At 65.2% G+C, this 26060-nt stretch carries 22 protein-coding genes, 1 tRNA gene and 2 pseudogenes; 4 read left to right on the forward strand and 21 right to left on the reverse strand.

The annotated features are described in order from the left end of the window. From ASJ79_RS23455 to ASJ79_RS23500, 10 genes are all read right to left on the reverse strand, one after another. A partial coding sequence (locus ASJ79_RS23455) for a nucleotide sugar dehydrogenase (RefSeq protein WP_156448602.1) occupies positions 1–744 on the reverse strand: 744 nt, incomplete at its 3' end. Positions 745–976: 232 nt separating this feature from the next. Beyond that, positions 977–1768 carry a response regulator transcription factor gene (locus ASJ79_RS23460; protein ID WP_231750996.1) on the reverse strand — a complete coding sequence of 264 codons (792 nt, stop codon included), beginning with the start codon at positions 1766–1768 and terminating at the stop codon, positions 977–979. Positions 1769–2396: 628 nt separating this feature from the next. Further along, on the reverse strand, positions 2397–3683 hold the full coding sequence (locus ASJ79_RS23465; RefSeq protein ID WP_067960578.1) for a PE-PPE domain-containing protein: 1287 nt from the start codon (positions 3681–3683) through the stop codon (positions 2397–2399). A gap of 350 nt (positions 3684–4033) precedes the next feature. Further along, entirely contained in the window at positions 4034–5116 is a 1083-nt protein-coding gene (locus ASJ79_RS23470; protein ID WP_067960581.1) for an ABC transporter ATP-binding protein, read from the reverse strand. 23 nt (positions 5117–5139) lie between these two features. Beyond that, positions 5140–6156, reverse strand: a complete 1017-nt coding sequence (locus ASJ79_RS23475; protein ID WP_156448603.1) for a LacI family DNA-binding transcriptional regulator — start codon at positions 6154–6156, stop codon at positions 5140–5142. 64 nt (positions 6157–6220) lie between these two features. Beyond that, on the reverse strand, positions 6221–8560 hold the full coding sequence (locus ASJ79_RS23480) for an FAD-dependent oxidoreductase (RefSeq protein ID WP_067960586.1): 2340 nt from the start codon (positions 8558–8560) through the stop codon (positions 6221–6223). A 76-nt stretch (positions 8561–8636) separates the two neighbouring features. Beyond that, positions 8637–9884, reverse strand: a complete 1248-nt coding sequence (locus tag ASJ79_RS23485) for an ABC transporter substrate-binding protein (RefSeq protein ID WP_067960589.1) — start codon at positions 9882–9884, stop codon at positions 8637–8639. Between the two features lie 17 nt (positions 9885–9901). Further along, a complete protein-coding gene (locus ASJ79_RS23490; RefSeq protein ID WP_082754017.1) occupies positions 9902–10759 on the reverse strand; it encodes a carbohydrate ABC transporter permease in 858 nt (285 codons plus the stop codon). Further along, complete coding sequence (locus ASJ79_RS23495) at positions 10756–11604, reverse strand: carbohydrate ABC transporter permease (protein WP_231750997.1); 849 nt, start codon at positions 11602–11604, stop codon at positions 10756–10758. Before ASJ79_RS23495 ends, ASJ79_RS23490 begins: the two co-directional genes overlap by 4 nt. Before the next feature lie 291 nt (positions 11605–11895). Beyond that, complete coding sequence (locus tag ASJ79_RS23500; RefSeq protein WP_067960597.1) at positions 11896–12318, reverse strand: nitroreductase family deazaflavin-dependent oxidoreductase; 423 nt, start codon at positions 12316–12318, stop codon at positions 11896–11898. 271 nt (positions 12319–12589) lie between these two features. Here ASJ79_RS23500 and gjpA point away from each other — a divergent pair, with 271 nt between their 5' ends. Then, positions 12590–13975 (forward strand): outer membrane porin GjpA, encoded by a 1386-nt coding sequence (gjpA, locus tag ASJ79_RS23505; protein WP_067960599.1) that lies wholly within the window; start codon positions 12590–12592, stop codon positions 13973–13975. Between the two features lie 119 nt (positions 13976–14094). On the opposite strand, the gene ASJ79_RS23510 is transcribed toward gjpA, so the two are convergent. The 4 genes and pseudogenes from ASJ79_RS23510 to ASJ79_RS23525 form a co-directional block, all read right to left on the reverse strand. Beyond that, positions 14095–14180, reverse strand: a tRNA-Tyr gene (locus ASJ79_RS23510). 311 nt (positions 14181–14491) lie between these two features. Next, a pseudogene (locus ASJ79_RS23515) lies at positions 14492–14926 on the reverse strand (ATP-binding cassette domain-containing protein); the annotation flags it as partial. Continuing rightward, positions 14923–15792, reverse strand: coding sequence for an ABC transporter permease (locus ASJ79_RS23520; RefSeq protein WP_067960602.1), 870 nt, complete (start codon positions 15790–15792; stop codon positions 14923–14925). The pseudogene ASJ79_RS23515 and the gene ASJ79_RS23520, both read right to left, overlap by 4 nt. Next, positions 15789–16748, reverse strand: coding sequence for an ABC transporter substrate-binding protein (locus ASJ79_RS23525; RefSeq protein ID WP_067960606.1), 960 nt, complete (start codon positions 16746–16748; stop codon positions 15789–15791). Before ASJ79_RS23525 ends, ASJ79_RS23520 begins: the two co-directional genes overlap by 4 nt. Before the next feature lie 221 nt (positions 16749–16969). Between ASJ79_RS23525 and ASJ79_RS23530 the strand changes: the two genes are divergently transcribed. Then, positions 16970–17293 carry a DUF732 domain-containing protein gene (locus tag ASJ79_RS23530; RefSeq protein ID WP_067960610.1) on the forward strand — a complete coding sequence of 108 codons (324 nt, stop codon included), beginning with the start codon at positions 16970–16972 and terminating at the stop codon, positions 17291–17293. 27 nt (positions 17294–17320) lie between these two features. On the opposite strand, the gene ASJ79_RS23535 is transcribed toward ASJ79_RS23530, so the two are convergent. From ASJ79_RS23535 to ASJ79_RS23560, 6 genes are all read right to left on the reverse strand, one after another. Then, on the reverse strand, positions 17321–18019 hold the full coding sequence (locus ASJ79_RS23535) for a nitroreductase (RefSeq protein ID WP_231750998.1): 699 nt from the start codon (positions 18017–18019) through the stop codon (positions 17321–17323). A 46-nt stretch (positions 18020–18065) separates the two neighbouring features. Further along, positions 18066–18533: a cupin domain-containing protein gene (locus ASJ79_RS23540; protein WP_067960613.1), complete on the reverse strand. Its 468-nt coding sequence runs from the start codon at positions 18531–18533 to the stop codon at positions 18066–18068. Further along, entirely contained in the window at positions 18530–19465 is a 936-nt protein-coding gene (locus ASJ79_RS23545; RefSeq protein WP_067960616.1) for an NADP-dependent oxidoreductase, read from the reverse strand. The genes ASJ79_RS23540 and ASJ79_RS23545 overlap by 4 nt, the downstream gene beginning before the upstream one ends. 303 nt (positions 19466–19768) lie before the next feature. Then, positions 19769–20719 carry an AraC family transcriptional regulator gene (locus ASJ79_RS23550; RefSeq protein ID WP_231750999.1) on the reverse strand — a complete coding sequence of 317 codons (951 nt, stop codon included), beginning with the start codon at positions 20717–20719 and terminating at the stop codon, positions 19769–19771. Between the two features lie 82 nt (positions 20720–20801). Beyond that, the gene (locus ASJ79_RS23555) at positions 20802–21962 is read right to left on the reverse strand and encodes an LLM class flavin-dependent oxidoreductase (RefSeq protein WP_067960620.1); all 1161 of its coding nucleotides are present in this window, start codon (positions 21960–21962) and stop codon (positions 20802–20804) included. Between the two features lie 24 nt (positions 21963–21986). Continuing rightward, entirely contained in the window at positions 21987–23498 is a 1512-nt protein-coding gene (locus ASJ79_RS23560) for an aldehyde dehydrogenase (RefSeq protein WP_067960624.1), read from the reverse strand. A 221-nt stretch (positions 23499–23719) separates the two neighbouring features. Here ASJ79_RS23560 and ASJ79_RS23565 point away from each other — a divergent pair, with 221 nt between their 5' ends. Further along, positions 23720–24232, forward strand: a complete 513-nt coding sequence (locus tag ASJ79_RS23565) for a flavin reductase family protein (RefSeq protein WP_067960627.1) — start codon at positions 23720–23722, stop codon at positions 24230–24232. Positions 24233–24241: 9 nt separating this feature from the next. Then, positions 24242–25474, forward strand: a complete 1233-nt coding sequence (gene ribB, locus ASJ79_RS23570; protein ID WP_067960630.1) for a 3,4-dihydroxy-2-butanone-4-phosphate synthase — start codon at positions 24242–24244, stop codon at positions 25472–25474. 169 nt (positions 25475–25643) lie between these two features. On the opposite strand, the pseudogene ASJ79_RS34415 reads toward ribB, so the two are convergent. After that, positions 25644–25885 (reverse strand): annotated as a pseudogene (locus tag ASJ79_RS34415) (transposase); the annotation flags it as partial. Positions 25886–26060: the final 175 nt, after the last annotated feature.

A 26060-nucleotide genomic window follows, 5' to 3' on the forward strand; every position in this document is an offset into this window, starting at 1 on the left:
ACCGACCGCGTCGGCGACGAAGCAGACGTCCGCCCCGACGGCATCACACATGTCGGCCACCGCGTTGACGAATGAGATCTTGGTCGCCACAAACGCATTCGCCGCCGCCTTGACCATCTCGGCGGTCGTCAGATCCGTCACCAGAAACGGTGTGCCCGCGTCGACGAACGCGGCGTACACACCCTTGAGCACCCGTTCGGCATAGTTGAGCCGATCCGTCTCGACGCCGAGCACGATCCGGTCGGGCGCCAGGGCGTCCCGGACCGCGTGGCCCTTGCGCAGGAAATCCGGGTTCCAGCCCAGGTTCACGGCGTAGCCGGCCGGTGCGAGCGCACGGATACGGGCGCTGACCTGCCTGGCCGTCCCCACCGGCACGGTCGATTTACCGAAAACCACTGCAGGACTGGTCAACCGGGGAGCCAAATGCTCGACGACGGCGTGCAGCGCGGTGAGATCGGCGCCCGGCTCACCGGCCTTCTGCGGAGTGCCGACCGCGATGAAGTGGACCGTCGCGAAGGTGGCGGCCTCGTCGTAGGAGGAGGTGAACCGCACCGCGCCGCGTTGCACGTGCCGCCGCAACAGGTCAGCCAATCCTGGTTCATAGAACGGTAGTTCACCGTTCTGCAAGGTCGCCAGCCTGCCGAGGTCGATGTCGACGACCAGGACGTCGTGGCCGAGCTCGGCCATGACGGCGGCATGTGTGACGCCGAGGTAGCCCGCACCGAAAACCGCGATCTGAGCCATCGTCGCCCACTTTCCCTCAGGCTGATCCGGGCGCCGGGCCGGGCGAGCACGGCAAACACGTACGGCGACCTGCGCCCACCGAAGCCCCTTCCCCCACGAGACGTGTGGAGCGGATCCGGAGCGACGACCAGGGGGACGCCGCAGTTAACGGTCCGACCGACACCTCAACTATCCGGTGACACCGGCAGGGGGTACATAGTCCGTTGGAGCCAACTTCGGGACCAGGCCGGGACTAGTCCTCTGAATCGGTCTCGGTGAAGCGGACCGTCCGGAAACGTGCGGCGGCCTCCGCCCGATTGGTGACGCCGAGCTTGGTCAGAACGCTGTGGACATGATTTTTGACCGTGTGGACGGCGATGCACAGCCGGTCGGCGATGTCGCGGTTCGACAGGCCCAGTTCCAGCATCCGGAGGATCTGGACCTCCCGGGCCGTCAGGACCAGTTCCTTGGCGGCCGGCTCGCGCTGGGACGCCAGGCTGGAGAGGCGGCGCAGGAGGATCGCCGACACCTTCGGCGAACAGAGCATCTCCCCCTGAGCAACTCTGCCCATCACGGTCAGCAGGTCGTCGAGCGATTCGTTGCGGAGGTGGTAGCCGGCGACGCCGGCTTCCGCACAGGCGATGATCCCGTCATCGTCGTCGTCGGCCATACCCAGCACGATCACCCGCGTGCGGGGGTTGACCTCGAAGACCGCGTGCAGCAGCACCACACTGTCGCGGGTGTTGATGTTGAGCAGCACGAGGCCGGGCGGCGTGGTCGTCAGCGCGGTGAACAGCGAGGGAAGATCCCACGCGACGCTCACCGTTCCCGCACCGCTGCTGCTGAAGGCCGCGGCCAGATTCTCCCGGTTGAGTGTGCAGTCGTCGATGATCAGCACACGCGACTCGGACAACGGGAGATGTTCATCGCGGGCAGGCGCCACCGCCGTCGGCGCACAGTTCATCACCACCGGCACCGGGTCCCGCGCCGGCTGCGGCTTCCAGGCCACGCCGTCGCGCAGCGCATCCCGGACGGGACTCGCCATGGGGCGCTGGTACACGCATTCGGTCGACATCCCCTGCCCGTCGCGCCCCGGCCTGCGGCGCACCGCGACCAGCGCCGAGCGCGGCGGCATTGCCCGATCAGCTGGATTTGCTGATGGCCGTTCCGTGTCTATGAGTTTCGCCGACATTGCTACCCCCGATTGGCCAAACCAACGTCCCGAGATGGTTGGACGCAACGTAATTGTGGCTCACGACGATGGTGGCTGCGACATTTTCGGTAGCGTCAACCGTCAGGTACTTGCAAATGACGTGCAGTTGCCAAATCTTCCCATTAGCGCATGCACTCTCCATAACCAGCGTTAGGGTCTGCTTTCTTTGTAGCTCCAGTTGTCGTTACACAGACAACCTGACCTGGTCACTTACCGGTTCCAGAGCTATTGAAGGACTGGATCGGTGGCCTCGATCAGATCCCCCGGCCCCGGTCTAGCTCTTTCAGAAAGTTTGCTAGTTTTGCAAACACCTGCACAAAATCGCTGTCATGCGGTGCTGCCGCACCTTAGCTTGGCAGCCGCGCTTGACGTGTGCCAGCAAGCCGGACGCCCGTGCGGCGGGCACCTGCGGGACCTCCAGCGGTCGCCCGCCGGGAGGGTGTTGCTCGGGGGGCCGCGCTCAGGCGGCCTCACCGCTGTCGGCGTCGTCGCCCACCGACTCGGCGTCGTCCTGGTCCGTCGGCTCCGGGCCGTCGCCTGCGGGCTCGACGGACACGTCGTCCGTCGACTCCTCCGGCGCGGGATCGACGCCGTCCTCGCGGGCCTCTTCGGTCCCGGATGACAGCGGCTCCTCGTCGACCACATCCGGCTCCTCGACCTCGGCAGCGACGTCCTCGGTCTCGGTCTGTCCGGTAGCGACGTCGTCGTCCGCCTCGTCGACGACGTCGTCGTCACGCCGGCGCTGGACGTCCTCGCCGCCGGTGGTCACCGAGGCGTCGGCCTCCCCGGGCTCTTCGACGGGCGCCTCGGTGTCGGCGGGCGGGTTGAGCGGCGCGAAGAACTGGGCACGTGTCGGCTCGCTGTAATCGCTTCGGTCATAGGCGAGTTCGATGAACTTGCGTAGCGGCGCGTCCAGCGCTGCGATGATCGGATCGGGCAGCCACGCCACCGGCATGAGCAGCGGCACGGGGTAGGTCCTGACCACGTAGTAGTGGGTGTTGGAGTCCTCGTCGAACTGGTAGTAGTCCGGGTCGCCGGATGCCTTCGCCTCTTCCAGGTCTTCGGCGGTCAACACCATCTGGGTGTTGCCGTGTACCAACAGGATTCCCATGAACGCGTTGGCGACCGCGATCGGGTTCCACAGGTAGGTCGGGAAATCGGCCCAGCCGTCGTACTGGCGCACGATGTCGTAGGTGACATCACCGTTGTTCGGGGTGGCGCCGTCGAAGGTGAAATCCAGGATCGGGATCGTGATGCCTTTGAACCGTTGCATCACACCGCCGTTGGGCCGGTTCGGATTCGAGACGAGCAGGTAGGTGTTACCGGTGTGGGTGCCCTTGTACCGGGACGCGACGACCGCGCCCTGCGAGAAACCGAAGATCAGGTCACCGGCGGCCGGGTCCTGCGCCTCCAGCGATGCGACACCCTCGCGGACCGAGTTGTTGAACGTGAGGTCGCCGAAACCTCCGTGCGAAACGGGCCAGAAGCCGGCGTTGTAGTCGACCTTCTGGTACGGCGAGTCCGGCGGCGTCACGCCGGTGCCGTCGATCACCTCGGTGATGAAGTCCCGGTACACCTGCTCACTCGGTAGGAAGCCGATGCTGGTGCCGCGCAGATAGTGCAGCGACGCCGCCAGCTGGGGAACGACCGACAGGGTGGGCGCGACGCCGATCGCGGCAGCGCCGGCCAGTGCGACCCCCGCGGTGCCGAGTGCCGAGGCCGCGGCCTTGATGCGTTTCTTGCCCATCCGTCCCCCTTCAACGCCGCAGATGCTCCGCGAGCCCACCGAGTGTATGCAGATGGGTTTGCTGAAGCCAAGCACGGGTTTGGCCGCCCGCCGGGGTCGACCGGCGGACCTGCGTCGCAGCCGCCCGGGGCGCAAGACGACGCCGCGGCTAGAAGCGTAGTGATCTAGAAACTTCGTGCTCACCGCTCGTTCTGTGTGGGCATCGTGGGCGGACGAGTCGGCGATTGTCCCGACGTCAGGAGGCGACGAAGCGGATCAGGCGGAGACCTGCTCGTAGGTGGGGCAGAGCGGGCGGTTCGGTGTTTGCTCTGTCCGTCGCGAAGGTGTGGCGGCCGGAGATCGGACCACCATTAGTCCGCAAGTCGTGCCCCTGACCCGGCGTCGAAGAGGACTACCGACTCAGGCTCCGCGGCGATCTGTACCGTCTGTTCGGCGCGGAGGCCGGATCGAGACCCTGTGCGAACCACGACATCACTCGTTGTGCCGTCATGGGCGACCGAACCATACACGAACGACACAGATCCCAGATCCTCGACCTGAGTGATGTTCATCGGAAGCCCTTCGCCCTCGGGTGCCAGACGCCAATGCTCGGGGCGGATTCCGAGGATGACCCGATCACCCGTCGCCTTCGACGCCGCTGACCGAGGCAACGGCAACCTCTGCCCGTCCAGCATCACAGCGCCGTCGCGAGGGGTCGTTTCCAGCAGATTCATACCCGGTGATCCGATGAACTTCGCGACGAACAGGTTAGCCGGACGCTCATACAGAGCCAGTGGTGCGTCGACTTGTTGCAAGACACCGTCTTTGAGCACCGCTACGCGATCACCCATCGTCATCGCTTCGACCTGATCGTGGGTCACATAGACCGTGGTGATGCCGAGACGGCGCTGCATCGCCGAGATTTGCGTGCGCGTGGACACCCGCAGCTGGGTATCCAGGTTCGACAACGGCTCGTCCATCAGGAACACCTGCGGTTCCCGAACGATGGCCCTTCCCATGGCGACTCGCTGCCGCTGGCCACCCGAGAGCGCCTTGGGCTTGCGGTCGAGATAATCCGTCAGCTCGAGCATCCGGGCAGCATCTTCGACTCGGCGATTGCGGTCGGCCTTGTCGACCTTCGCAAGCTTCAGAGCGAACCCCATGTTCTCGCGGACCGTCATATGTGGATAGAGGGCGTAATTCTGGAAAACCATGGCGATATCGCGGTCCCGCGGCGGAACTTCGGTGACATCGTGGCCGCCGACGAGGATACTGCCGTCGGTGACCTCTTCGAGGCCGGCGAGCATGCGCAGCGACGTGGACTTCCCGCAGCCGGAAGGACCGACGAAAACCATGAATTCGCCGTCCTCAATATGGAGATCGAAATTGTCCACCGCGGGCCGTTCATGGCCGGGGAAGACACGACGGACGGAATCGAACGTTACCGACGCCATTGCAGATTCCTTTCAGAGCTAGGTTATGACTGAGGCGGCCGGGTGGTCCGCCGGATGATCAGCTCGGGCGGCAGCAGGACCACCCAGCCCTCGGAGCCACTCGCCGATTCGGCGTCGAGCAGTTCCTGGGCGGCACGCTCGCCGATCGCGGTGTTTCCGGGGCGCAGCGAGGTCAGTCCGATGTAGGCGAACCCGGCTACAAGGGTGTCGCCGTAGCCGATCACCGACACCTCCGATCGACCCCGCTCCGATAACGCCGCGAGGACGCCGACGGCCGCGTAGTCGGAGACGGCGCTGATCGCAGTGAATTGCATTCCGCTGTCGATGAGTCGCAACGTCGCGTGGTAACCAGCGGCCTCGGAGAAGTCCGCCGATTCGACGTGGACATGTGCGCCGAGGCCCAACGCTCGCATGGCATCGGCGTAGGCCTGCGCCCGCAGTTCGGCGATGCGGCCGCCTGCCCCGCCGACATGCGCCACGACGTTGTGCCCCAAATCCTTCAGGTGGCCGATGGCGGCCATCATCCCAGCCATGTCGTCAGTGCGAACCGTGGCGACGGCGGGCATGGCTTCAAGCGACGCACCTGCCACCACCGTCGGGATCGCCTCGACCAGCGTGTGCACCGCCGACATATCCGGAACTCCGCCGACGATAAGCAGACCCTGTGGCCGCAGATCACCGAAGAACGTGACGGCACTGGGGTCCAGTGCCGTCACGTTGTCGGTCTCTACCAGGTGCGCCGAGGTCATCAGCGCGGTACGGCCGCTCGCCTTCAGACGGTTCCGTGCCCCGTCAACGATCTCGGCGAAAGCGGGGCTGTGCAGGTCGGCCATCAGAACCCCGACGAATCCACCATCGGACGCTGCAAGCGACCGTGCCGCCCAATTGGGCCTGAATCCGAGTTCCGCGGCGGTCGCCAGGACAAGTTCGCGCTTCTCTTTGCTAACCCTGTTGGGATCGGCGTATACGAAAGACACCAACGACTTCGACACACCCGCCGCCGCGGCGACGTCGCGGATGGTCACGCGTTTCTGAGGCACGGCATTGTTTCCTCTCGACCGGAACTGGCGCTGCACAGCATGTCTGGTCAGCGCCGCCGACCAGTCACCCTTGCGTCACATTCGGCGTGCACACATTGGCTCCGTAGCAACGGAACTCGTACACCCCGGCGGCGGGATCGCCGTTGGTGGCGTACACCATGAGCCGCAGCCGTGTCGTGGTCACCGCATCGAAGGTATGCACCACCCGGGTCGTGACATTACCTTCGACTCGCACCACCTCGCGCCAGTCGCCGTCCTCCCAGGCCTCGATCGCGTAGTCCCTGACAGTCTGGGGGTCCCGGTACAGCGGCGGATACGCGTGGTACTCCCGGAGCAGGTGACCGGCGAAGGTCAGCTGTACCTGGGTGATCGTCTCGGGCTGTGTCCACTCCAGAGCAAGCCACTGCGGCAACGGCACCACCGGATCCGACCTCCACTGGTTGGTGGCGGCGTGCGGTCGGGTGACGCCGGTGAGCACCTGCTCCGGCGCATAGGCCCGTTGTGGCGGCTCGATCTGGAAGCTCAGTGTCGAACCGCCACCGAAGCGGCGATACCGGCCGCCGTCCTCGTAAGCGGCGATTTGCCCGGGCAAGACAGCGGGGCTGAGCACCCATTCGACGTCGGCCGCCTCGGCGAGGTCGATGCGCAGGTATCGGCTCGGATTGTGCTCTCCGTCTTCGACGTCGAGATCGACCTGCCATTCCACCCAGTGCGGCCCACCGGGCGGTACCAGCAGATCGGCGACCGCCAGCGGTTTTGCCGGATCCACCCGGTAATCCCAGATGTCTTCAACCTCGTGCAGGGTGGCTGCGACGGCGCGTGGCTCGTGCGAGGTGTTACGAAGCGCCAGCTTGAGGGAATGCAGGGGTTGTCCGGCACCCACCGCCACCCATTGCGCGATACGTTTGGTCAGTTCACCTTTGAAGGGGAATACGGGGTAGCCACGCCAATGGTCGATTCCGCCGAGCCAATTGGCGCTGTTGGGACCGACGCCACGCACCAAATCGGTCGAGCTAGCGGTGACCGATGCACGACGGGCCAGATCTTCGGGATCCTCATTACGTAGGTGCGGCAGGAAACACCCATCGCGCAACAACGCTTGCTGCACGGCGGGCACGTGTGAGGCGAGGTCGCGCCGAAGGTCTTGCACCGTACCGGCCATCGCAGCTGCAGTGCCGGCGGCTTGTCCCATGAGCGCCGCCGTGCCCATCACGCGCAATGAACCAAGAGCGACGTGTGTGGAGCTGACGTTGCGTCCGGCCATCATCAGATTGGTGAGGTCCTTGGCAATCAGCGCGCGCATCGGTATTCCAAACGGGCCCACGTACGTCGAGGAACCCGAGCTGGACTCGGGATCAGCCAACCTTGCGTTGGTGACCGGTTCGGCAACCTTTTCGAGTAAGCCGCCAATGGTGTGCAGGTCGATGTACCACCCACCGAAAGCGATCTCGTCATCAAATGCCTTGTCGCGGTCGAGATCGTGCTCGGTGAGCAGTATTTCTCCGAGGATGCGCCGACTCTCCCTCTTGCCGGGCGTCTGTCCTACCCAGTCCAACGCGAGGTTTGCGGCGCGTGGCGACCAGTACGGGTCACGGTTCTTCAGGTAGTCCCAGATACCGAGCACGTGGCGCGTCAGTTCGTGCCGAATGGCTTCGTTGTCGTAAAGGGTGTCCCATGGGGTGCCAATCTCGATCCACCAGTATCCGCTCTCCAGTGTGGGGATCAGCCGGCCACCGTCCTTGAAGAAGGAGGCATCGTCGTAGCGGACTGCCCACTCGGGGGCATGGAACTCGATGGGCCGCCCGGTGTCGATGGTCTTGAAGTGCAGTGAGCTACCCATAGTGCCAACGCCGGCCTGCGCCGGTGCGTGGGCTTCATTGAACTCTGCGGACGCTTCCATCCCGGTACGGGATTCCGCGCCGGCCAAAGCCGCGACAGTGCCGTCGCCGGTGCAGTCGATCACGGTGCGGCCCGCGATGACCAGTTCCGTCTCGGCGTTGGCAACCCGTGCACGCACTGCCGTGACGGTTTCGCCGTCGACGTCCACACCATGCACGGCCGTGTTGAGGTGCAATGTCAAACCCTCTGTACGAACAGCCATGTCGTAGAGGATCAGATCCCAAACGCTGTTGGTCCAGCCGTTCTCGCGGATGACCGCGTGATTGGTGGCGCGATCGGCGATCAAGGCCTCCGAGATGATGCCCGTCTCGCGGGCGTAGCCGTGGAACGCGGCAGCGCCGTGCGGGGTCACCCTCACCTCGGAGGAGGAATTGCCACCCAGCACGGGCCGATCCTGGATCAGCACCGTGCTCGCTCCATGCCGGGCGGCGGCCACAGCCGCGGAGAAACCGGCCAGGCCACCGCCACACACCACTACGTCGTACGTCTCTTCAACCGTCTTCATTCGTATCCCTTTCTCAATTCGCTTTGTGGACCGGTCCACACAACCCTATGCCGGATCGCGCCGTTCGTCGATTCGGTTATTCGGTACCGAGTTGTTCCTGTAGTCCTTCTTTGGCGTCGCGGAGCGCTTGGGACACCGGCACAGTTCCTCCGAGCGCCGCTTCGATGCACTCGTCGAAATGCTGTTGCGCTGCCGTGGCTTTCGGAAAGCTCCACAGTGGATTGACGCGAGAGGCCGGTGCCACCACTGCGTTCCAATCTGTGTAGAACCCGTTATTTGAAAACCACGAGGATTCGAGGGCCTGCACAGTGGCCGGCGGTTGGCCCGCCTCCTCGAACATGATCTGCAATGCGGCTTCGTCGGTGCTCATGTATTGCATCAAGGCCTCGACGGCAGGCCCTTCACTGAGCGCGACGAGCGGCTGACTCCAGACGAGATTGTGCCCCAGCCCGTCCCGAGCCGGCCGCGCAATGGGCCGCATCTTGTCCGCGATGTCCGGGTCACTGGCCCGCTTCGGGACCACACCGATCGCCTGGGGGGCATCGTCGTAGAACACGGCGCGCTGCTGCCCGAACAAAGTGCGCGCGTCGTCACGGATGATGCCCGCCTGGATCAGGCCTTCGTCGATCAGCATCTTCCAGTACTCGACAGCCTGAACGGAACCCTCATCACCCAGCGTCAAAGTACCGTCGGTCAAGATCGGCGAACCGAATGCCCACATCCACGGCAGGATGTCCTTGAGCTGTGTGACGTCGGTACACGGCAGGTACGGGATCAGCGACGGTTCAGCGCGTTTGATGGTGCGCAGCGCTTGAGTGAACGAGTCTATGGTCCTGATCGTACCGATGTCGACGCCAAACTGTTGGCACAGACCGGCGTTGCTGACGATGCCGATCGCCGACTGCGTCCACGGGATCGCGTATCGCGTACCGCGATAAGTTCCTGCGGCCCGCACGAAATCTGGGTAACGGGCGGTGTCGACCAGCGGCCCGATATCGGCTAGCACCCCGGCGGTGACGAGCGTGGACATCCACTCCTCGTCGATGTGGACGAGCCCGCTGGCATTACCACTGCGCGACTTCAGCACCAGCTGGTTGAGGTACTGCTCGTACGGATAAGACCTGGTCCGGACCGCAATGCCGGAGCGTTGTTCGAATCGGTTCACCGCCTCGTTGGTCGGCCCTGCGCCGCTGGTACCGAAGACCCAGGAGGTGAAGTTGACCGCCTTACCGTCGGCGATAGCCGAGTCCGACGACGAGCAGCCCATGAACGCGGCGCCGACGGCACCGAGGCTCAGAGCCAGGGCGGAGCGGCGGGACAGCATGAAGCTATTCCGTTGTGTCACTTGATCGCTCCTGTCACCGCACCGTTGACGAAATGCTTCTGGAGCGCCAGGAAGATCACCACGACAGGCAACGAAGTCATGATCGACGCAGCCATCATTTCGCCGTATGCAGTGCGGAACTCGCCCATGAAGCGCAACGACAATCCGGCGGGAAGGGTTTGCTTCTCGGTGTCGACGAGTGTGAGGGCAAACGGTAGGTCGTTCCACGCTCTGATGAAAGCGAACAGTGCAACCGCGATGATCGCTGTCTTCATCACCGGCAGCAGCACCGAGCCCATCACCCGCAGCTCGCTCGCGCCGTCGATTCGAGCCGCCTCGATCAGCTCATCCGGCAGCGCGTCGAAGGTGTTCTTCATCATCATCACCGACAGTGGCAGCGTGAAGGTGGTGAACGAGAGAACCAAGGCGATGTAGGTGTTGAGCAGGCCCGCCCTGTCGAAGGCGGTGTACAGGGTCACCAACAGCAGCACCTGCGGGACGATCTGCGCGATGAGGAGCAGGTACATCAGCCCGGTCCGACCTCCGAACCTGAACTTGGAAAACGCATAGCCGGCCCAGAACCCGACGGTCACGCTGAACACCGAGGTGGCGATGGAGACGAGAAGGCCGTTGAGCACGAACGCCGTCAGCGTGGGATCCCCCAGCACAGTCAAGAAATGGTCCAGCGTGTACGACCGCAGGATCGACGGCGGGAACTGGAAGATGTCGGCACTGCTGGTGAAGGAGGTCAGCACCATCCATCCGATGGGTATCAGCGCGAACGACGCGATGACCGCCAGCGTGACATAGGCGACAATCGGCCGAGGCTCACGTGATCCAAATCGCCTGCGCTTCAGTAATGCTGGCGTGCTCATCGCCGTGCCTCCCTTTCCTGACGGGCCGAGTACACAAGGTAGACAGCGACAACCACGGCCATCAGCGCGGTCCACAGGATTCCGATGGCACCGGCTTCGCCCAGGTCGAATCGTGAGAAGGCAGCCTTGTAGAGATCGATCGACAGGGTGGTCGTCGAGCCCACCGGGCCGCCGCCGGTCATGACGTACGGGATCTCGAAATGCTGTAAACCCCAAATCATCTCAAGGAGAAGCGTCAAGGCTATCGCGGCCTTGATCTGCGGCAGCACCACATAGACCTGCTTCTGCCAACCCTTGGCGCCGTCGATGGCTGCGGCATCGTGAACTTCGCTGGGCACGCCTTGCAGGGCGGCCAGTAGAAGGACCGCCATCCACGGGAACGAATGCCAGATCTTGGCGATGATCACAGCCGCCATCGCGAAGCCCGGCGAATCGAGCCAGCCGGTGTTCCCACTGCCTCCCAACCACGCCGAGACCCCGTTCAGCAGGCCGTAATTCGTGTCGAATATCCACCGCCACAGGAACGACACGACCACACCCGGGAGTAGCCACGGGATCAGCAGGCTGGAGCGCCAGAGCGCCAGAGCTCGGAGCTTAGAGTTCAGCGCAATGGCCAACGCGAGTGCGAGAACGAGGGCACCGACGGTCGAGATGACGACGAACACGATCGTCTGCCAGGCAACGCTCCAAAAATCCGGGCTCGACAGCAGATCGGAAATATGTTGCAGACCAACGAAATCACCGCTGCGGTCGCCCAGCAAGCTTTCGTCGAACAACCCGTAGGCCAGCGACTGGACGAACGGGTAGGCGATAACCGCAAAGAACATGACCATCGCCGGCGCCAACAGCAGGTAGGGAAACCACGACCGTTTCCTCTTGCGTCTACCTGTGCTGCGAACCTCGGGGTTTGGCGACGACCGCGGACGTCTAGGAGCTGTCGCGGAGGTATAGGTCTGAACCACGATCAGTTCACCGGGCCCTGGGAGGCGGCGCAGTGGTGGGGCATGTGTCGTCCTCTCTGACGTGTGCCACTAAGGCCAGGACCTCACGCGGCATTAGTGGCGCGGGTCACGTGGACCGGTCCACAACCTACGCCGACACCGATCGGCTCGTCAAGTAGGACGCGTTGTATGCCGTCAGTCGATGCGCACCAATTCGACAACCGGGATGACCCGTTCGGTCTCGCGTTGGTATTCGCCGAACTGGGGCTGAGCTTCTACCTGCTTGGCGTAGATGGCGTCGCGCTCTTCGCCCGTGAGGACCCGCGCGGTGGCCTTGAACGTCTCGCGGCCCAGCTCGACGGTCACGTCCGGGTTGGCGACGAGGTTGCGGTACCAGTCCGGATGGGTGTCGGCGCCGCCCTTACTGGCGAAGATGTAGATGCGCCCGTCCTCGAGCAACGGCACCAGCGGTGCGATGCGTTCGATACCGGACTTCTCGCCGACGTGGTGGACGAGGACGAGCGGCTTGCCCTCGAACGGGCCGCCGACCTTGCCGCCGGTGGTGCGGAACTCGTCGATCACGACGCGGTTCATTTCGTCGAATGCCTGTTTGTCCATGCCGCTTGTACACGCCGAACCGCCACGGCTATTCCCGACAACGAAATCAGGTAATCCCGATAACGAAATCAGCCCCCTCGAATGGGGCCAGGCGTAAGCCGACGGATCTACAGCGCACTGCGCTGCCGGCGACCGACCTAACGCCGTTGCTGTGGCCGCTGTGATGTGACCGCGGGCGCTTTGTAAGTTCACTTATGAAATCGGACACATTTAAGTTACTTCCGAGTAAGGTACCGCGTGGTTTTGTTCCACACACGACAAAGGAAGCCATATGCACACGACTCTCCGCCCGTTCGCGACTGCCGGCGTTGCGCTGGTGAGCGCAAGTGCCCTCGCGGTCAGCCCGCTGACGCTGGACGCGACCCTGCCCGGCGACAAGGTCACCACCCCCGCGGTTCAATTCACCGCCGCGGTGGACCCGATCACGCCGTTGCTCGAAACTTTCAACACCTCGGTGATGAACTTCGCGGGCCTGGCCAATGCGTTGCTGGAGGCGCCGGCCCCGGTATTGCAGCAGATCATCGCCAACCAGATCGGCTATCTCTCGCAGCTTCCCGATCTGCCGGCGATCGTCGAGCAGATGGTGGCCAATCTGGGCGCCGCGCTTCAGGCGCCGTTCGCGATCGATACGGACACGCTCGAGAACACCACCCCGGGGATGAGCCACCGCAATCTGTTCCTACTCCTCCAGGGACTCGCAGAAGAAGGGGCCAGCCCGATCCCTGCCGCGCTCCAGCCGCTGATCGATTTCTCGACCACCTACACCAGCGGTGTTCTGCTCGGCTTGGTCGGCCCGGTGATCAGTCCGGTGCTGGCGTTGGCCGCCAGTGCACAGACCGTCATCGAGAACATCTTCAGCGAGACTCCGGATTTCGAAGCGGCGTTCAACGCCCTGGTGAATACGCCCACGGCGATGGTCGATGCCTTCCTCAACGGCGGACAATCGCTCGATCTCACCCCGGTGTTCGACCTGCTGGGGTTGGATCTGAGCCCGGCGGAGGGGATCGAGGTGCCCACGGTGGGCATCACCTTCGGCGGCCTGCTGAGCCCGGGCGGGTCGATCGTCAACGCCCTCAGTTTCGACATCTCCATCGGCGGTGTCATCGACATCCCCGTTCCGGGTCAAGGCCCGGGCGCGATCGGTTCGCTGATCGGCCTCGCCCAGACCATCGCCAAGGCACTCGGCTGGGACGGCGAGGGCAATCCGCTGGCGCCGCCGCTCAGCACCCCCGAGGAGACTCTGCGCCAAATCAACGACATCTCGCTCCTGGCGGCGCAGACCGTCACGCTGGACACGCCGGCGCCCGAGCTCGACCAGGCGGTCACGGCGGAGCAGACCACGGAGTCGGCCCCCGAAGGTCCCGACGTGTCGCCGGCGGTGACGGTCACCGACGAGGAACCCGCCGACGAGATTGAGCCGTCCGCGACGGAGGAGTCGACCGAGGAGGGCTCCGAGGAAGAAGGCTTGGAGGAAGAAGCCGCCGAGGAAGAGGCCGCCGAAGAGGAGGCCACCGAGGAGGAAGCCGCCGAAGAGGAAGCCGCCGATCCCGAATCGGAGGGCGATGAGTCCGACGGCGCAGACTCGACGGACAGCGGGAACGACAACTCCGACTCCAGCAGCAAGTCGGGTGCTTCGGACAGCAAGTCCGACAGCTAGCGGATGAGTCGATCGGCCCCTGTCCCCAACCGGGCAGGGGCCGATCGCATTTCAGCGTCGGCACCGCAGAGCCGTGTCGGCTGCAACGAATCAGGCCCCCTCGAAAGGGGGCCTGACCATGGTGGCAGGTAGTGGATTCGAACCACTGTAGGCGTAAGCCGACGGATTTACAGTCCGCTCCCATTGGCCGCTCGGGCAACCTGCCGGGTGCTGCATGTGCGCTGCACAGCGCGCTCAGCAGGATACAACGAGGACCGTGCCCGACTACAAATCGCCGGGTGGGGGGCGGTGTCCCGCCGGTCACGGCCAGCGGCGAAGATGGACCCCAGCACCGACACCACGAGGGAGGGACGAGGCCAATGGCGGATTCATCGTTCGACGTCGTCAGCAAGGTCGAATCGCCGGGTGGGGGGCGGTGTCCCGCCGGTCACGGCCAGCGGCGAAGATGGACCCCAGCACCGACACCACGAGGGAGGGACGAGGCCAATGGCGGATTCATCGTTCGACGTCGTCAGCAAGGTCGGGTTCGCGCACCAGCGCCCGGGCCAGTGAAACCCGTTGTGCCTCACCGCCGGACAGCGACAGCGGCCATGAGCGCGCCTTGTCGGACAGCCCGACCTCGTCGAGTGCGGCCCGGCCGCGGGCGGCGCGGCTGGGGGCGTCGGGGCCGTCGCCGGGCAGGGCGAAGGTGACGTTGGCCAGCGCACGGCGCCACGGCAGCAGGCGCGGATTCTGGAACACCACCGCCCGGGAGCGCGGCACGATCACCGAGCCGTCGGCCTGCCCGTCGAGGCCGGCCAGAATGCGCAGCAGCGTGCTCTTACCGGAACCGGAGCGGCCCAGCATCGCCACGAACTCACCGTCGGCGATGTCCAGATCGAGGCCGTCGAGGACCTGTTGGGCACCGAATGCCCGTCGCAGGCCGCGGACGGTGACCACCGGGGTGCTCATACCGTGCCCTCGAAACCGGCGAATCCGTTGCGCCAGGACAGCAGCAGTCGTTCCAGCAGCCGCACCAGCGCATAGGAGGCGAGGCCGAGCACCGCGTAGAGGACGATCACCAGCAGCGAGACGTCGAACTGCAGGTTGGTCTGGGCGCGCGTCATCAGGTACCCGATGCCCTCGGTGGTGTTGATCATCTCGGCGAAGATCAGGCTCAGCCAGGCGCTGGAAAGCCCGAGTCGCAGGCCCACAAGGAAATTCGGCATCGCGCCGGGCAGGATCACCTGCGTGATCAGCGTGGAACGGCGGGCTTCGAGGGTCTGGGCCATCTCCACCAGCTGCTGGTCCACGCCGCGGATACCCGAGTAGGTGTTGATGTAGACCGCGATCGCGACACCGAGGGTGATGAGCACGATCTTGGGTCCCTCGCCGATGCCCATCCAGATGATGAGCAGCGGAGTGAGCGCGAAATTCGGCACGGCCTTGAGGATCTGCATGCTCCAGTCGAGCAGGTCCTCACCGGTGCGGGTCAGCCCGGCCAGCACCGCCAGCGTCACGCCCAGGGTGATGCCCAGTACGGTGCCGATCAGCACCCGGGTGGCCGAGGTGCCGACGTGCAGTGCGAGCTGCCCGTCGGTCGCCAGGTGCCACGCGGTGACGGCCACCTCCGACGGCGGCGGGAACAGGTCCTCGTTGAGCAGCCCGGTGGCCGAGCCGATGCCCCACGCGGCCAGGATCAGCACCGGGCTGACCATGCGGCGCACCGGGCGCGGGACACGCGCCCAGAGGCCGCGCCTGCGGCCCTTGTCGGCGATGACGTCGACCAGGGACGGGCTCGGCGCCTCGGCACGGGCCGGGTTGGCGATGACGGTCATGACTGCGCTCCGGCCCACTCGGTCACCGAGTACCGGCCCTCCAGCGAGCCGTCGGCCTCGAGGAAGTCGTAGGCGGCCTGGAGTTGGTCCACGCCCTGTTTCGGGAACGGCTCGGTGTTGAACTCGTCGGGCCGGGTCGACTCCCTGACGAACGCGACCTCGGTGCCGTCGGTCTGAGCGACCCAGGTCGCGTACTCGTCGAAGTTTTCCTGGATGTCACGGTTGACGGCGGTGACGGCGTTGCGCCACGCGTCGGCGAATCCGGGATGCTCGTCGGTGAACGTGGACAGCGCGATATTGGTGCCCGTGCTGCCCAAACCGTGCCTGGACAGGCTGTCGATGATCGGGAAGCCCTTGTCGCGCAACTCGATCGCGCTGGCGCCGGTGACGACGGTGGCGTCGATCTGTCCGGAACCCAGTCCGGCGATCGATTCGGGCGTCGGCACGTCGCGCACCTGGATTTTGCCGGTCAGGCCCGCCGCGTCGATGAGCTGTCTGGCCGCTCGGTCGCGGATGGTGCCCTGGGGCGCGGTCACGGACTTGCCGACGAGGCCGGCGATGTCGGTGGGGCCGCCCTTGGCCCCCACCAGCCATGCGTCGCCGTTGATCGAGTCGAGGCTCAGCAGAACGACTTTCGGGTCACGGCTGCGGGCGCGTAGCGCCGGGTTGTCGCCGATGGCGGCGACGTCGACGGCGCCGGCGAACAGTGCCGACGCGACGTCGCTGCCGGACTGGAAGAACGAGTATTCGATCTTGTCGACACCGGCGCCTTTGAGTTGCTCGGCGAGGATGCCCTGCTTGTCACCCCAACCGAGTGATCCGGCCGGCGTGCCGGTCGGCGACGTCGCACCGATGCGCAGCGTGTAACCGTCCGAACCGTCGTCGCCGCTGCCGCAGGCGACGGCCGAGCTGAGGACGGCAAGCGTCAGGGCGGTGCGCACAAGGTGGCGGAACATGGATGGGCCTCCGGGAGGGTTTCGCGTCAGGAACACAGATCCAGCTCAGTAGATGCCGGCTCGCCCCCAGAAACCACGGTTCTGATCAGTCCGACTCGAAGGCGGCCCGGGCCGACCCGTGAGCTTCGGTTGAGCGCGCTGCCGGCGAAATCAGTGTCATGGCGGGTGCGCGCCCGGCCTTAGGCTCGATCTACCCCACAGGCGCCAAAGGAGGATTCGCCATGGTTCGTAGGAGCATGGGCGCGGCTGCAGTCGTGCTGGCGGCGGCGGTGATGTCGGCAGCCGCAGCAGCGCCGGCGGCCGCCTGGCCGATTCCGCTGACCGCGGATCAGGTGAACTACCTCAACTCGGTGCGCGGCAACTTCCCCGGCAATGACGACCAGCTGTTGCTGGCCGGCAAGCAGGCCTGCCGGCTGCTCTACACCGGACAGCCCGCGCAGGCCGTGATCGATACGATCGCCGGGCAATACGGCGCGACCCGCGACCAAGCCGCCGGTCTGACAAGCGCCGCGCGTGGCACGATGTGCACCCAGGCGCCCGGCTGAGTGCCCGCCGTGTAGTCGTCAACTGTGTCAGTCCTCGAGGAAAGTCACGTTGGTTGCGACGGCGTTGCGCGGAGTCTGGAGCCGGTTCGCCGGGAAATTCTCGTCGGCGTAGCCGATCGCGACTCCACACAGCACCGTCAGCTCGTCCGGAATGTTCAACCCCTCCCGCAGGATCTCCGGGTAGGCGGCGATCGACACCTGCACGCAAGTGGCAAGGCCGCGTTCGGTCAGCGCCAACAGCAGCGTCTGCAGGAACATCCCCACCCCAAGGCTGTCGACCAGCCCGAGATCGCGGTGCATGCACACCACGGCGCCGACGGGAGCGCGGAAGAACTCCCAATTACGTAGCTGGGCGATACGCCTGGCGTCGGCGTCCGTGCGGGCGATACCCATCGACCCGTAGACCAGCGCGCCGAGCTGCTGCCTCAGCTCCAGAAAGCCCGCCGGTAATCCCGTCGTCACCGGGAACTCGACAGTCGCGGCCGCCAGCAGTGCTTCGACGAGCCGGTCACGTCGAGGCCCGGACGCCACATAAAGCCGCCACGGTTGCACATTGGAGTTCGACGGCGCGCGCATCGCAAGCTCGAGTGCCTCGTCCAGTAGCTCGCGGGGCACCGGCTTGTCCCGCAGGAACATGCGGGTCGAACGGCGTTGCCGAACGACTTCGTCGAGGCCGGGGCTCCCGGTGGTCGGCATCCTCACCTCGCCATCGGCTGTGTTGAACATCGTGGTTCTCCTCAATTGAACAGCCACCGTTGCGCGCGACGGCTCGTCACGTGTGTGGATCGTCGATCTTGAGTTGTTCCCCGGTGGGGGCGACGAACACGACAAGCAGTTTCGCCGGCTCGACCGGACTGGAGTTCTCGGTGGCCAGGTGGTGGGCGCCCGGTGGCTCGGACCAGTTCTCGCCCTGGTGGTAGACGTGAGCCGGCTCGCCTTCCAGATGGCTCCGTACGGACCCTTCGAGCACGTAGGCGTAGACGAAAGCGTCACCGTGGCGGTGGGGCATGGCACGTGCGGCCGGCGGGAAGGTGACGATCGCCGAGGTGAAGGTCTTGCCCGGCACGTTCGGTATCGCCTGTTCAAAAAGCGGTGCCAGCGTCTCCGACGAGTGCGGCTCAATAGTGGTGATCTCCGTCGGTGGCGCCGGATGGTGAGGTGCTGCCGCAGGGGCGCAGCCGACGATCGCGGCGGCGATCACAGTCGTCAGCACGAAGCCGGGCGTTCGCGTTCCGCTCATGAACGTTCTGCGCTCTCGCTCACGATCTGGATGATCGTCTTGCCTGGTGCGCGTCGGCGGCGGGTGAACGCATCGGCCGCCTCGGCGAGAGGCCGCACGTCGCCGACCATCGGCTTCAGCCGACCGTGCCGCACCCGGTCGGCCAGAGCCGCGAGCTGCCCGCGGTCGGGTTCGACCACGAAAAAGACTGCATGGCCGTCCTTGGGCTGCACCGGAGGAGGCTCGGCGATACTGACCAGGGTGCCGCCGCGGCGCACCAGCGCGGCTGACCGCTCCAGGACATCGCCGCCGATGACGTCCAGAACCACGTCGACTTCGCCGATGTCCGCCCAGGGGTCGGCGTGGAGATCGACGAACGCATGTGCACCGAGGTCAAGCACGACGTCGCGGTTCTCGGACCGTCCGGTGCCGATCACCTGAGCACCGATGTCGCGCGCGAGCTGGACGGCGATCGATCCCACACCGCCCGCAGCGCCGTGAACCACCACGGTCTGGCCGGTCGTCAGCCGGGCATGGACGAACAGTGCTTGCCACGCGGTCAGACCCGAGATCGGCAATGCGGCGGCCATGGTGTGGTCGATGTCCGCGGCCAGGGGTGCGAGGTTCCGTGCCTCGACAGCGGTGTATTCGGCCAACGAGCCGTCGCGGGTCCAATCGGCGAGACCGAACACCCGCTGGCCGATGGTGAGGCCGGTGGTGCCGTAGCCCAGCTCGGTGACGACTCCGGAGAGTTCGTGGCCGGGAACGCTGGGTGTGCGGTCACGGCCGGCTCGGTCGGTCCAGGTGGCGGGCCACTCAAGTTCACCGGGGGTGAAGCCGGCGGCATGGACCCGCACGATGACGTCGTTCTCGGCGGCGTGGGGGAGAGGTAGGTCGGTCAGGGTGAGCCCGCCGACGCCGGCGTCACGGTCTCGCACGGTGATGGCTTTCATCCTCGGGTCCTTTCATGCTCGACGACGTCGGTCTCGTGCCTGCCACCCATGCTGACGACCGCCAGGTGTTCCGCGCCGCCTTTGTCCGGCCGGGAATCCCTCAAATGAGGACGGCGAACACGTGCGGAAAGCAGGTGGCTGATGCGACGGGATCCCATCAGCCGGCCGCCGCTGACGGGCGGCGGCCGCCCGCCCGCTGAGCGTGACCCACAAGGTCTTCTCGACCGGCGTGAGGTGGTCGAGAGGTTCCGTCATCGTTCTGGCGCCGGCTCAGCCCCGCAGGGTGTCCGAGGGCGACTCGCCCTAGCGGTCTCGGTACTGCTTGGCGAACCGGCCGAGGTGGTAGAAACCCCATCGGCTCGCGACCTCGGTCACCTGCAGGTGGGGGTCGCGGTTGGCGATGAGTTCAGCCCGCACGTGTTCGAGTCTGACCTTGCGGACGTACGCCATCGGCGAGAGTCCGAAGCACCGCTGGAACGACGCGTGGAGGGTGCGCACCGACATGTTGCCGGCACGCGCTAGCTCGTTGGGTGTGAGGGGTTCATCGGCATTCATCTCGATGAAATCGACCACGGGCCGCAGCCGCCCGAGTTTGACCTGCTCGCTCGGTGCCATCAGCTCGTCGCGGTAAGGGTGGTCGGCCGCGGCCAACAGCTGGCTCATGATGAACGATTCCAGTTGGTCACGCGCCAAGGGCATCTCGGCGATTCCGCCCGGCCGGTCGAGCTCGCGGATGAAGAACTCGACCGACGCGAGCAGGCTCGCTCCCGCGGGGGTGGAGAGGTCGAGTGTGAAGTCGAAGTCGATCACGGACTTCACCTGCCTTCCCAGGAGATCTGACAAATGTGATTCGACACTCGTTCTGGGCACCTTGAGGATGAACTGCTCGGCGTCGGACGCCCAGTCGACTGTCGTCGTCTGATGGGGGTGCAGAATCAGGCCGCTCCTGCGCGCCTCGGTGAACGCCCGCGTGCCATCGGTCCTGAACGCCTTCGTCGACCCCGCCGTGGTGAGGTTGATGTGGTAGTTGACCTCCGTCGGGGGCATCTCGAGGGTTGCCTCCGCCCCGTAGGCGAGGTAACCCGCGGTGAAGAGCCGTTCCTCGATCGCGTTGAGAGTCATGTCCAGACGGTCGCTCTGAGGGGAGTCGAGGCGGTGCTCCAGGTAGATGTCGGCGACGGCGTTGCGTGCCTCGTCGAGGTCGCCGGTACGCAGGATCTGGAAATTGCGCAGTGGTGTGGCTTCGTCACTCACGGAAAACTCCTCGACCCAGAGTATGGCCCGGTTGGACGGTGGATCCTCCGCTTTTGGCGAAAGATCCACCGTGCAAGGAGGATCAGTGCCGAAGGCCGGCTTGTTTCAGGAGCGGCAGGACGGCTTCACCGAAACCTGCCATCTCGTCGTGGTAGTCGATCATTCCCATGATCATCCCGTTCATTCCGGCGTCGTGGAGTCTGGCGAACTCGTCGACGCATTGCTCAGGAGTGCCGACGATCGGGTAGCCGCCCCAGCCCGCGATGAACCGTTCCTGGAAACGCTTTGCGTGTTCGAAGGACTGGCTGGCCCCCGACATCGCCATGTTCAGGACGTTGCTCGCCGCACCGCGATCGCCCTCGTCGATTACCCGCTGGAAGTCCGCCTTGGCTTCCTTCTCGGTGTCGCGGCACACGACGAGCCCGTAGGTCATGGGCGTGATCTCACGGCGGTATTCCTCGCGCGCCTTCGCGACGAGCGCGGTGGTGTAGGCCTTGATGTTCTCCAGGGTGTCCAACGACGCGAAGTTGAAATCGACGTTGCGGGCGGAGAACTCGACCCCGTTCTTCGAGTTGCCGGCGTTGATGAGCGCCGGTCGCGGTGCCTGGTGGGGCTTGGGATAGGACTCCACGTTGTCACCGGTGAAGTACTTGCCATGGAAGCTGAAAGAGTCCGGCTCGGTCCACAGCCGAGTCACGTAGTCGATCCATTCCTGACCGTATGCGTAGCGATCATCGTGTTGCCGTTGCACACTGCCGAACATCTCCATCTCCGGCGTCACCCAGCCCATGACGAGGTTGAGTCCGAATCGGCCGCCGGAGATCCGGTCGATGGTCGTCGCCGCTTTCGCGGCCACGATCGGGTGGATGGTCGGAAGGTGGGAGGTGGCGAAGATGGCGATGTTCTTCGTCGCCTGTGCCAGGCCGGCGGCCCACGCGTACGTCTCGAAGCAGTTGCCGTTGAAGTTGGTGGTGCCGCCGAATCCCTTCCACCGAGCGACGGGTACCAACGCCTCGAAGCCCAGTTCGTCGGCGCGGCGGGCGATGTCGACGGTGTGCTGCCAGGTCACCTCGTAGTTGGTGGGGGCATGGGAGATGATCAACCCGTGGGAGCAGTTGGTCCCGAACAACCCCAGCTTCATCTTCTGATCGTTGAACATCGGGTTGGTCTGCACACGGTCGGCCACCGGTGTGGTCTCGGCGGCGGGGCGTGGTGCGGTGGGGACGAATTCGATTGTGGTCATGAGTCTTTCTCCTCGAGTGTCTTTTCAGCCGAGCTTGAACGGGTCGCGGGTTTCGCCGGAGAGTTCCACCCACACGGACTTGGTTTCGGTGTATTCGTTGAGGGCGTCGATGCCGTTCTCGCGACCCAACCCGCTGTCACCGAAGCCACCGAACGGCACATTCGGACCGATGACGCGGTAGGCGTTCACCCAGACGGAGCCGGCCCGCAGCTTGGCCGCGACACGGTGAGCGCGGTGCACGTCCTTGGTCCACACCGAACCGGCGAGACCGAAGGCGGTGTCGTTGGCGAGGCGGAGCGCCTCCTCTTCGGTGCTGAATCGGTACGCCGCCAGCACCGGCCCGAACACTTCCTCACGCACCACCGTCATGTCCGGTGTGACGTCTGTGAACACCGTCGGTTCGACGAACAGTCCGCCGAGCCGGGCACAGGGGACGCCACCGGTGGCGACGGTGGCGCCTTCGGCCGCCGCGGTCTGCAGGTAATGCAGCACCTTGTCGTACTGGGGACGGTTGGCCACCGGGCCCATCTCGGTGTCGGGAGCGGTGGGGTCACCGAGTTTGATCTGCCGGACCCGTTCGACCAACAGATCGATCAACGCGTCGTGAACGTCTTCGTGGACGATCAAACGTGAACCGGCCATGCATGTCTGACCGGTGGCGGCGAAGACCCCGGCGATCAGTCCATTGACGGCGGCGGCAAGATCCGCGTCGTCGAACACGATCTGTGGCGACTTGCCGCCGAGTTCCAGGGTCACCTTGTTGATGTTCTCGGCAGCCGCTTTGGCCACCGCCCGGCCGGTGGCGGTGGAGCCGGTGAAGGCCACCTTGTCGATACCCGGATGGCCGGCGAGGTGGGCGGCGACCTCGCGGCTCAGACTGGAGACGACGTTGACGGTCCCCGGCGGGAAGTCCGCGTCATGGATCAAGCGAGCCAACGCCAGGGTGGAGCCGGGAGCGTGCTCGGACGGCTTGATCACGAAGGTGCACCCGGCGGCCAGCCCGACAGCGAGTTTCATCGTCAGGAGCAGCAGCGGGGAATTCCACGGTGTGATCGCCGCAACCACGCCCACCGGTTCCCGCCGCGTGTAGACGAAGTAGTTGGGCTTGTCCGAGGGAATCGACCGCCCTTCGAGCTTGTCGGCGAGTCCTGCGTAGTAGTAGTAGAACTCGGGCAGATACTGCAGCTGGCCGAGCATCTCGCGGTACAGCTTGCCCGAGTCTTGGACTTCGAGACGAGCGAGATACTCGGCGTTCTCCGCGATCAGATCGCCCAGCCGGCGAATCAGTTTGGACCGGGTGAATCCGTTGGTGGCTCCCCAGGCGCCCTCGAACGCCGCGCGGGCGCTCGCGACCGCCCGGTCGACGTCGGCGGTGCCGGCATCGGGCACGCGCAGCCATGGCCTGCCCAGGTAGGGGTTCTCCGACTCGAATGTGTCACCCGTCGTAGCAGGGACGAATTCGCCCCCGATGTACATCGGAAAGGTCTCTAGGGCCGCCGTAGCGGCGGTGTGGGTCTGCTCTGCTGTAGTGGTCATCAGCGCGGCTCCTCGCCAGTGGGTGTGATGTGGGTCATGCGATTTCCGAAGCTAGGGCCGCGCAGTACGCATCGATATCCGTTGAGTGCGGCGGATTGTCCGTTGCGTGCAGGTTCCGCGGGACTTCACTGAGCGGATGATCGGCTGCCGCCAGCGGATAGTGACTGCGGTCACAGGGGCCCTACGGTCGATGGATCCGTCGGCGAAGTGAGGAGGCCACAATGACCACACCCCATCTGGACAGCGGCGAGCTACGTCGTGTCCTGGGCCATTTCTGCTCGGGGATCACCGTGATCACGGCGGCGGGCCACGACGGCCGGCCGGTCGGGTTCACCTGCCAGTCTTTCAGCTCCCTGTCACTCGACCCGCCGCTCGTCAGCTTTTGTCCGGCGCGGTCCTCGACGACATGGCCGCTGATTCGTTCGGTGGAAACGTTCGCGGTCAATGTTCTTGGCGCTCAGCATGTTCGACTCAGTCACCAGTTCGCCCGTTCGGGAACCGACAAGTTCCGGGGTGTCTCGTGGCGGCCAGGGGTGTTCGGGGCGCCGATCCTGGAGGGCGCGGCTGCGTGGGCCGAATGCCGGCTGTGGGCCGAGTACGACGGGGGAGACCACACCATCGTGGCGGCGCAGCTCCTCGATCTGCACTGCGACAGCGCCGTCGAGGCGTTGCTCTATTACCGCGGTGCCTACCACGTGCCCGCACCGCATCCCGCTCACAGCACGGTGTCCTGAGGAGTCGACATGTCTGAATCGAACCGAATCGCGACGGCCCTGGCGGCTGTGGCGCGTGGCCAGATGGTGCTGGTGGCCGACGACGCAGACCGGGAGAACGAAGGCGATCTGGTCATGGCCGCAGAATTCATGACGCAACGGGCCATGGTGTTCTTCCTGCGGCACGGCAGTGGGATCGTCTGCGTCCCGATGTCGGAGGGCATGGCAGACCGGTTGGATCTGCCGTTGATGGTCGACGACAACACCGACAATCACCAGACCGCGTTCACAGTCTCTGTCGACGCGGTGGGAACCGGCACGGGCATCTCGGCCGCTGACCGCACCGCCACGGTCCGCGCCCTGGCCTCGGCGCTGACGTTGCGGACGGATCTTCGGCGCCCGGGCCACGTGTTTCCGCTGCGCGCCAGAGCCGGCGGGGTGCTGGAGCGCCCCGGGCACACCGAGGCGGCCGTCGATCTGATGCGGCTGGCGGGGTGTCGCGATGCGGCTGTCATCACCGAACTGGTGGACGATGCAGGGGTCCCGATGTCGGGCGCGACATTGACCGCGTTCGCGCTGCAACACGGCATTCCGATGATCACCATCGCCGAACTGGTCGAGTTCCGTCGCCACGCACTGACGGAGGAATCCAGCACCACTGCGGTGGCCGCGACGATCCCCACCGACCACGGTCTCTTCCGCGCCAGGGTGTTTCGTGGCCCCGACGATGCCGAACACCTGGTGCTCGCGTACGGCGATGTCACGGCGGCTGCGGCGCAGCGGGGCGGTGTGCTGACGCGTCTGCACAGTGAGTGTCTGACCGGTGATGCGATCGGGTCGCGCCGATGCGATTGCGGGGCGCAGTTGGACGCAGCGCTCGCGGCGATCGCGGCCGAGGGGGCGGGGGTCCTGATCTACCTACGAGGCCACGAAGGACGCGGAATAGGGTTGGGCCACAAGCTGGCCGCGTACGTCCTGCAACAGTCTGGTCGCGACACCGTGGACGCCAACGTCGACCTCGGGCTGCCCGTGGACGGTCGCACCTACGGGGTCGCCGCCGAGATTCTCGGCAACATGGGGGTCATGCGGGTGCGGTTGATGACCAACAATCCGGCGAAGGTGGACGCACTCGAGTCGGCCGGGCTCGTCGTGCAGCGGGTGCGTACCCCGGTGTCGGTGACGGAGAGCAACATCAGTTATCTGAGAACCAAACGGGATCGGATGGGTCACCTGCTGGACGGCCTGCCGGTCGCGGTGTCGTGACGAACTGGTCAGTGTGGGATAACCGGCGCTTGGTGTTCGGCGGGCCAGTAGCATCTTCAATGCGTCACGGTGACGAAATGTGGTGCCGTTGCGGTTGGGCAAGTGCGCCGTCAGCGAGCACCCTGGGCGGATTGGGGCGAATGTCGATTCGCCACGAGCTCGGAGCGGTCTTGGCCCTGGTGCCGTTGCGGGAGTTGCCGCTACCGCGGCCGGCCGCGTCTGCTTGTCATAACTCAGGTGCTCGGTCATCTCCGCGTCCAATGCAGTCTCGAGCACGTTCTTGGTCAACTGGTTGAGCAGCCCGTTGGGCCCGACCAGTTCAGCTCCCTGTTCCTTGGCCTGAGTCAGCAGTTGCTCAGCCAGCTGCCGTTGATCCACCTCATTCACCACGGGATCGAGTGTTTCTGACATCGTCAGTCCTTCCCGCCAAGCTCACGCTCGGCGTGTCAGACCAAGATCTGGGGTTCCCCTGAAAAAGTGGACACGGTTAGCTTGATTGCTGATTGATTCGTGTGGCGATCTCAAAGTCGATGGGTGAGATCATTCCCAGTGAACTGTGCCGCCTGTCATGGTTGTAGTAGCGAAG

Origin of the sequence: Mycobacterium sp. NAZ190054 (genome assembly GCF_001545925.1) — a bacterium.
Lineage (GTDB): Bacteria > Actinomycetota > Actinomycetes > Mycobacteriales > Mycobacteriaceae > Mycobacterium.

Excerpts from the sequence above, each read along its gene's own strand:
- ASJ79_RS23560 (WP_067960624.1), bottom strand. The coding sequence starts at position 23,498 with ATGACCACTACAGCAGAGCAGACCCACACCGCCGCTACGGCGGCCCTA.
- ASJ79_RS23565 (WP_067960627.1), top strand. The coding sequence starts at position 23,720 with ATGACCACACCCCATCTGGACAGCGGCGAGCTACGTCGTGTCCTGGGC.
- ASJ79_RS23525 (WP_067960606.1), bottom strand. The coding sequence starts at position 16,748 with ATGTTCCGCCACCTTGTGCGCACCGCCCTGACGCTTGCCGTCCTCAGC.
- ASJ79_RS23540 (WP_067960613.1), bottom strand. The coding sequence starts at position 18,533 with ATGAGCGGAACGCGAACGCCCGGCTTCGTGCTGACGACTGTGATCGCC.
- ASJ79_RS23480 (WP_067960586.1), bottom strand. The coding sequence starts at position 8,560 with ATGAAGACGGTTGAAGAGACGTACGACGTAGTGGTGTGTGGCGGTGGC.
- ASJ79_RS23485 (WP_067960589.1), bottom strand. The coding sequence starts at position 9,884 with ATGCTGTCCCGCCGCTCCGCCCTGGCTCTGAGCCTCGGTGCCGTCGGC.
- ASJ79_RS23465 (WP_067960578.1), bottom strand. The coding sequence starts at position 3,683 with ATGGGCAAGAAACGCATCAAGGCCGCGGCCTCGGCACTCGGCACCGCG.
- ASJ79_RS23500 (WP_067960597.1), bottom strand. The coding sequence starts at position 12,318 with ATGGACAAACAGGCATTCGACGAAATGAACCGCGTCGTGATCGACGAG.
- ASJ79_RS23460 (WP_231750996.1), bottom strand. The coding sequence starts at position 1,768 with ATGGCGAGTCCCGTCCGGGATGCGCTGCGCGACGGCGTGGCCTGGAAG.
- ASJ79_RS23490 (WP_082754017.1), bottom strand. The coding sequence starts at position 10,759 with ATGAGCACGCCAGCATTACTGAAGCGCAGGCGATTTGGATCACGTGAG.
- gjpA (WP_067960599.1), top strand. The coding sequence starts at position 12,590 with ATGCACACGACTCTCCGCCCGTTCGCGACTGCCGGCGTTGCGCTGGTG.
- ASJ79_RS23555 (WP_067960620.1), bottom strand. The coding sequence starts at position 21,962 with ATGACCACAATCGAATTCGTCCCCACCGCACCACGCCCCGCCGCCGAG.
- ASJ79_RS23520 (WP_067960602.1), bottom strand. The coding sequence starts at position 15,792 with ATGACCGTCATCGCCAACCCGGCCCGTGCCGAGGCGCCGAGCCCGTCC.
- ASJ79_RS23545 (WP_067960616.1), bottom strand. The coding sequence starts at position 19,465 with ATGAAAGCCATCACCGTGCGAGACCGTGACGCCGGCGTCGGCGGGCTC.
- ribB (WP_067960630.1), top strand. The coding sequence starts at position 24,242 with ATGTCTGAATCGAACCGAATCGCGACGGCCCTGGCGGCTGTGGCGCGT.
- ASJ79_RS23470 (WP_067960581.1), bottom strand. The coding sequence starts at position 5,116 with ATGGCGTCGGTAACGTTCGATTCCGTCCGTCGTGTCTTCCCCGGCCAT.
- ASJ79_RS23535 (WP_231750998.1), bottom strand. The coding sequence starts at position 18,019 with ATGTTCAACACAGCCGATGGCGAGGTGAGGATGCCGACCACCGGGAGC.
- ASJ79_RS23530 (WP_067960610.1), top strand. The coding sequence starts at position 16,970 with ATGGTTCGTAGGAGCATGGGCGCGGCTGCAGTCGTGCTGGCGGCGGCG.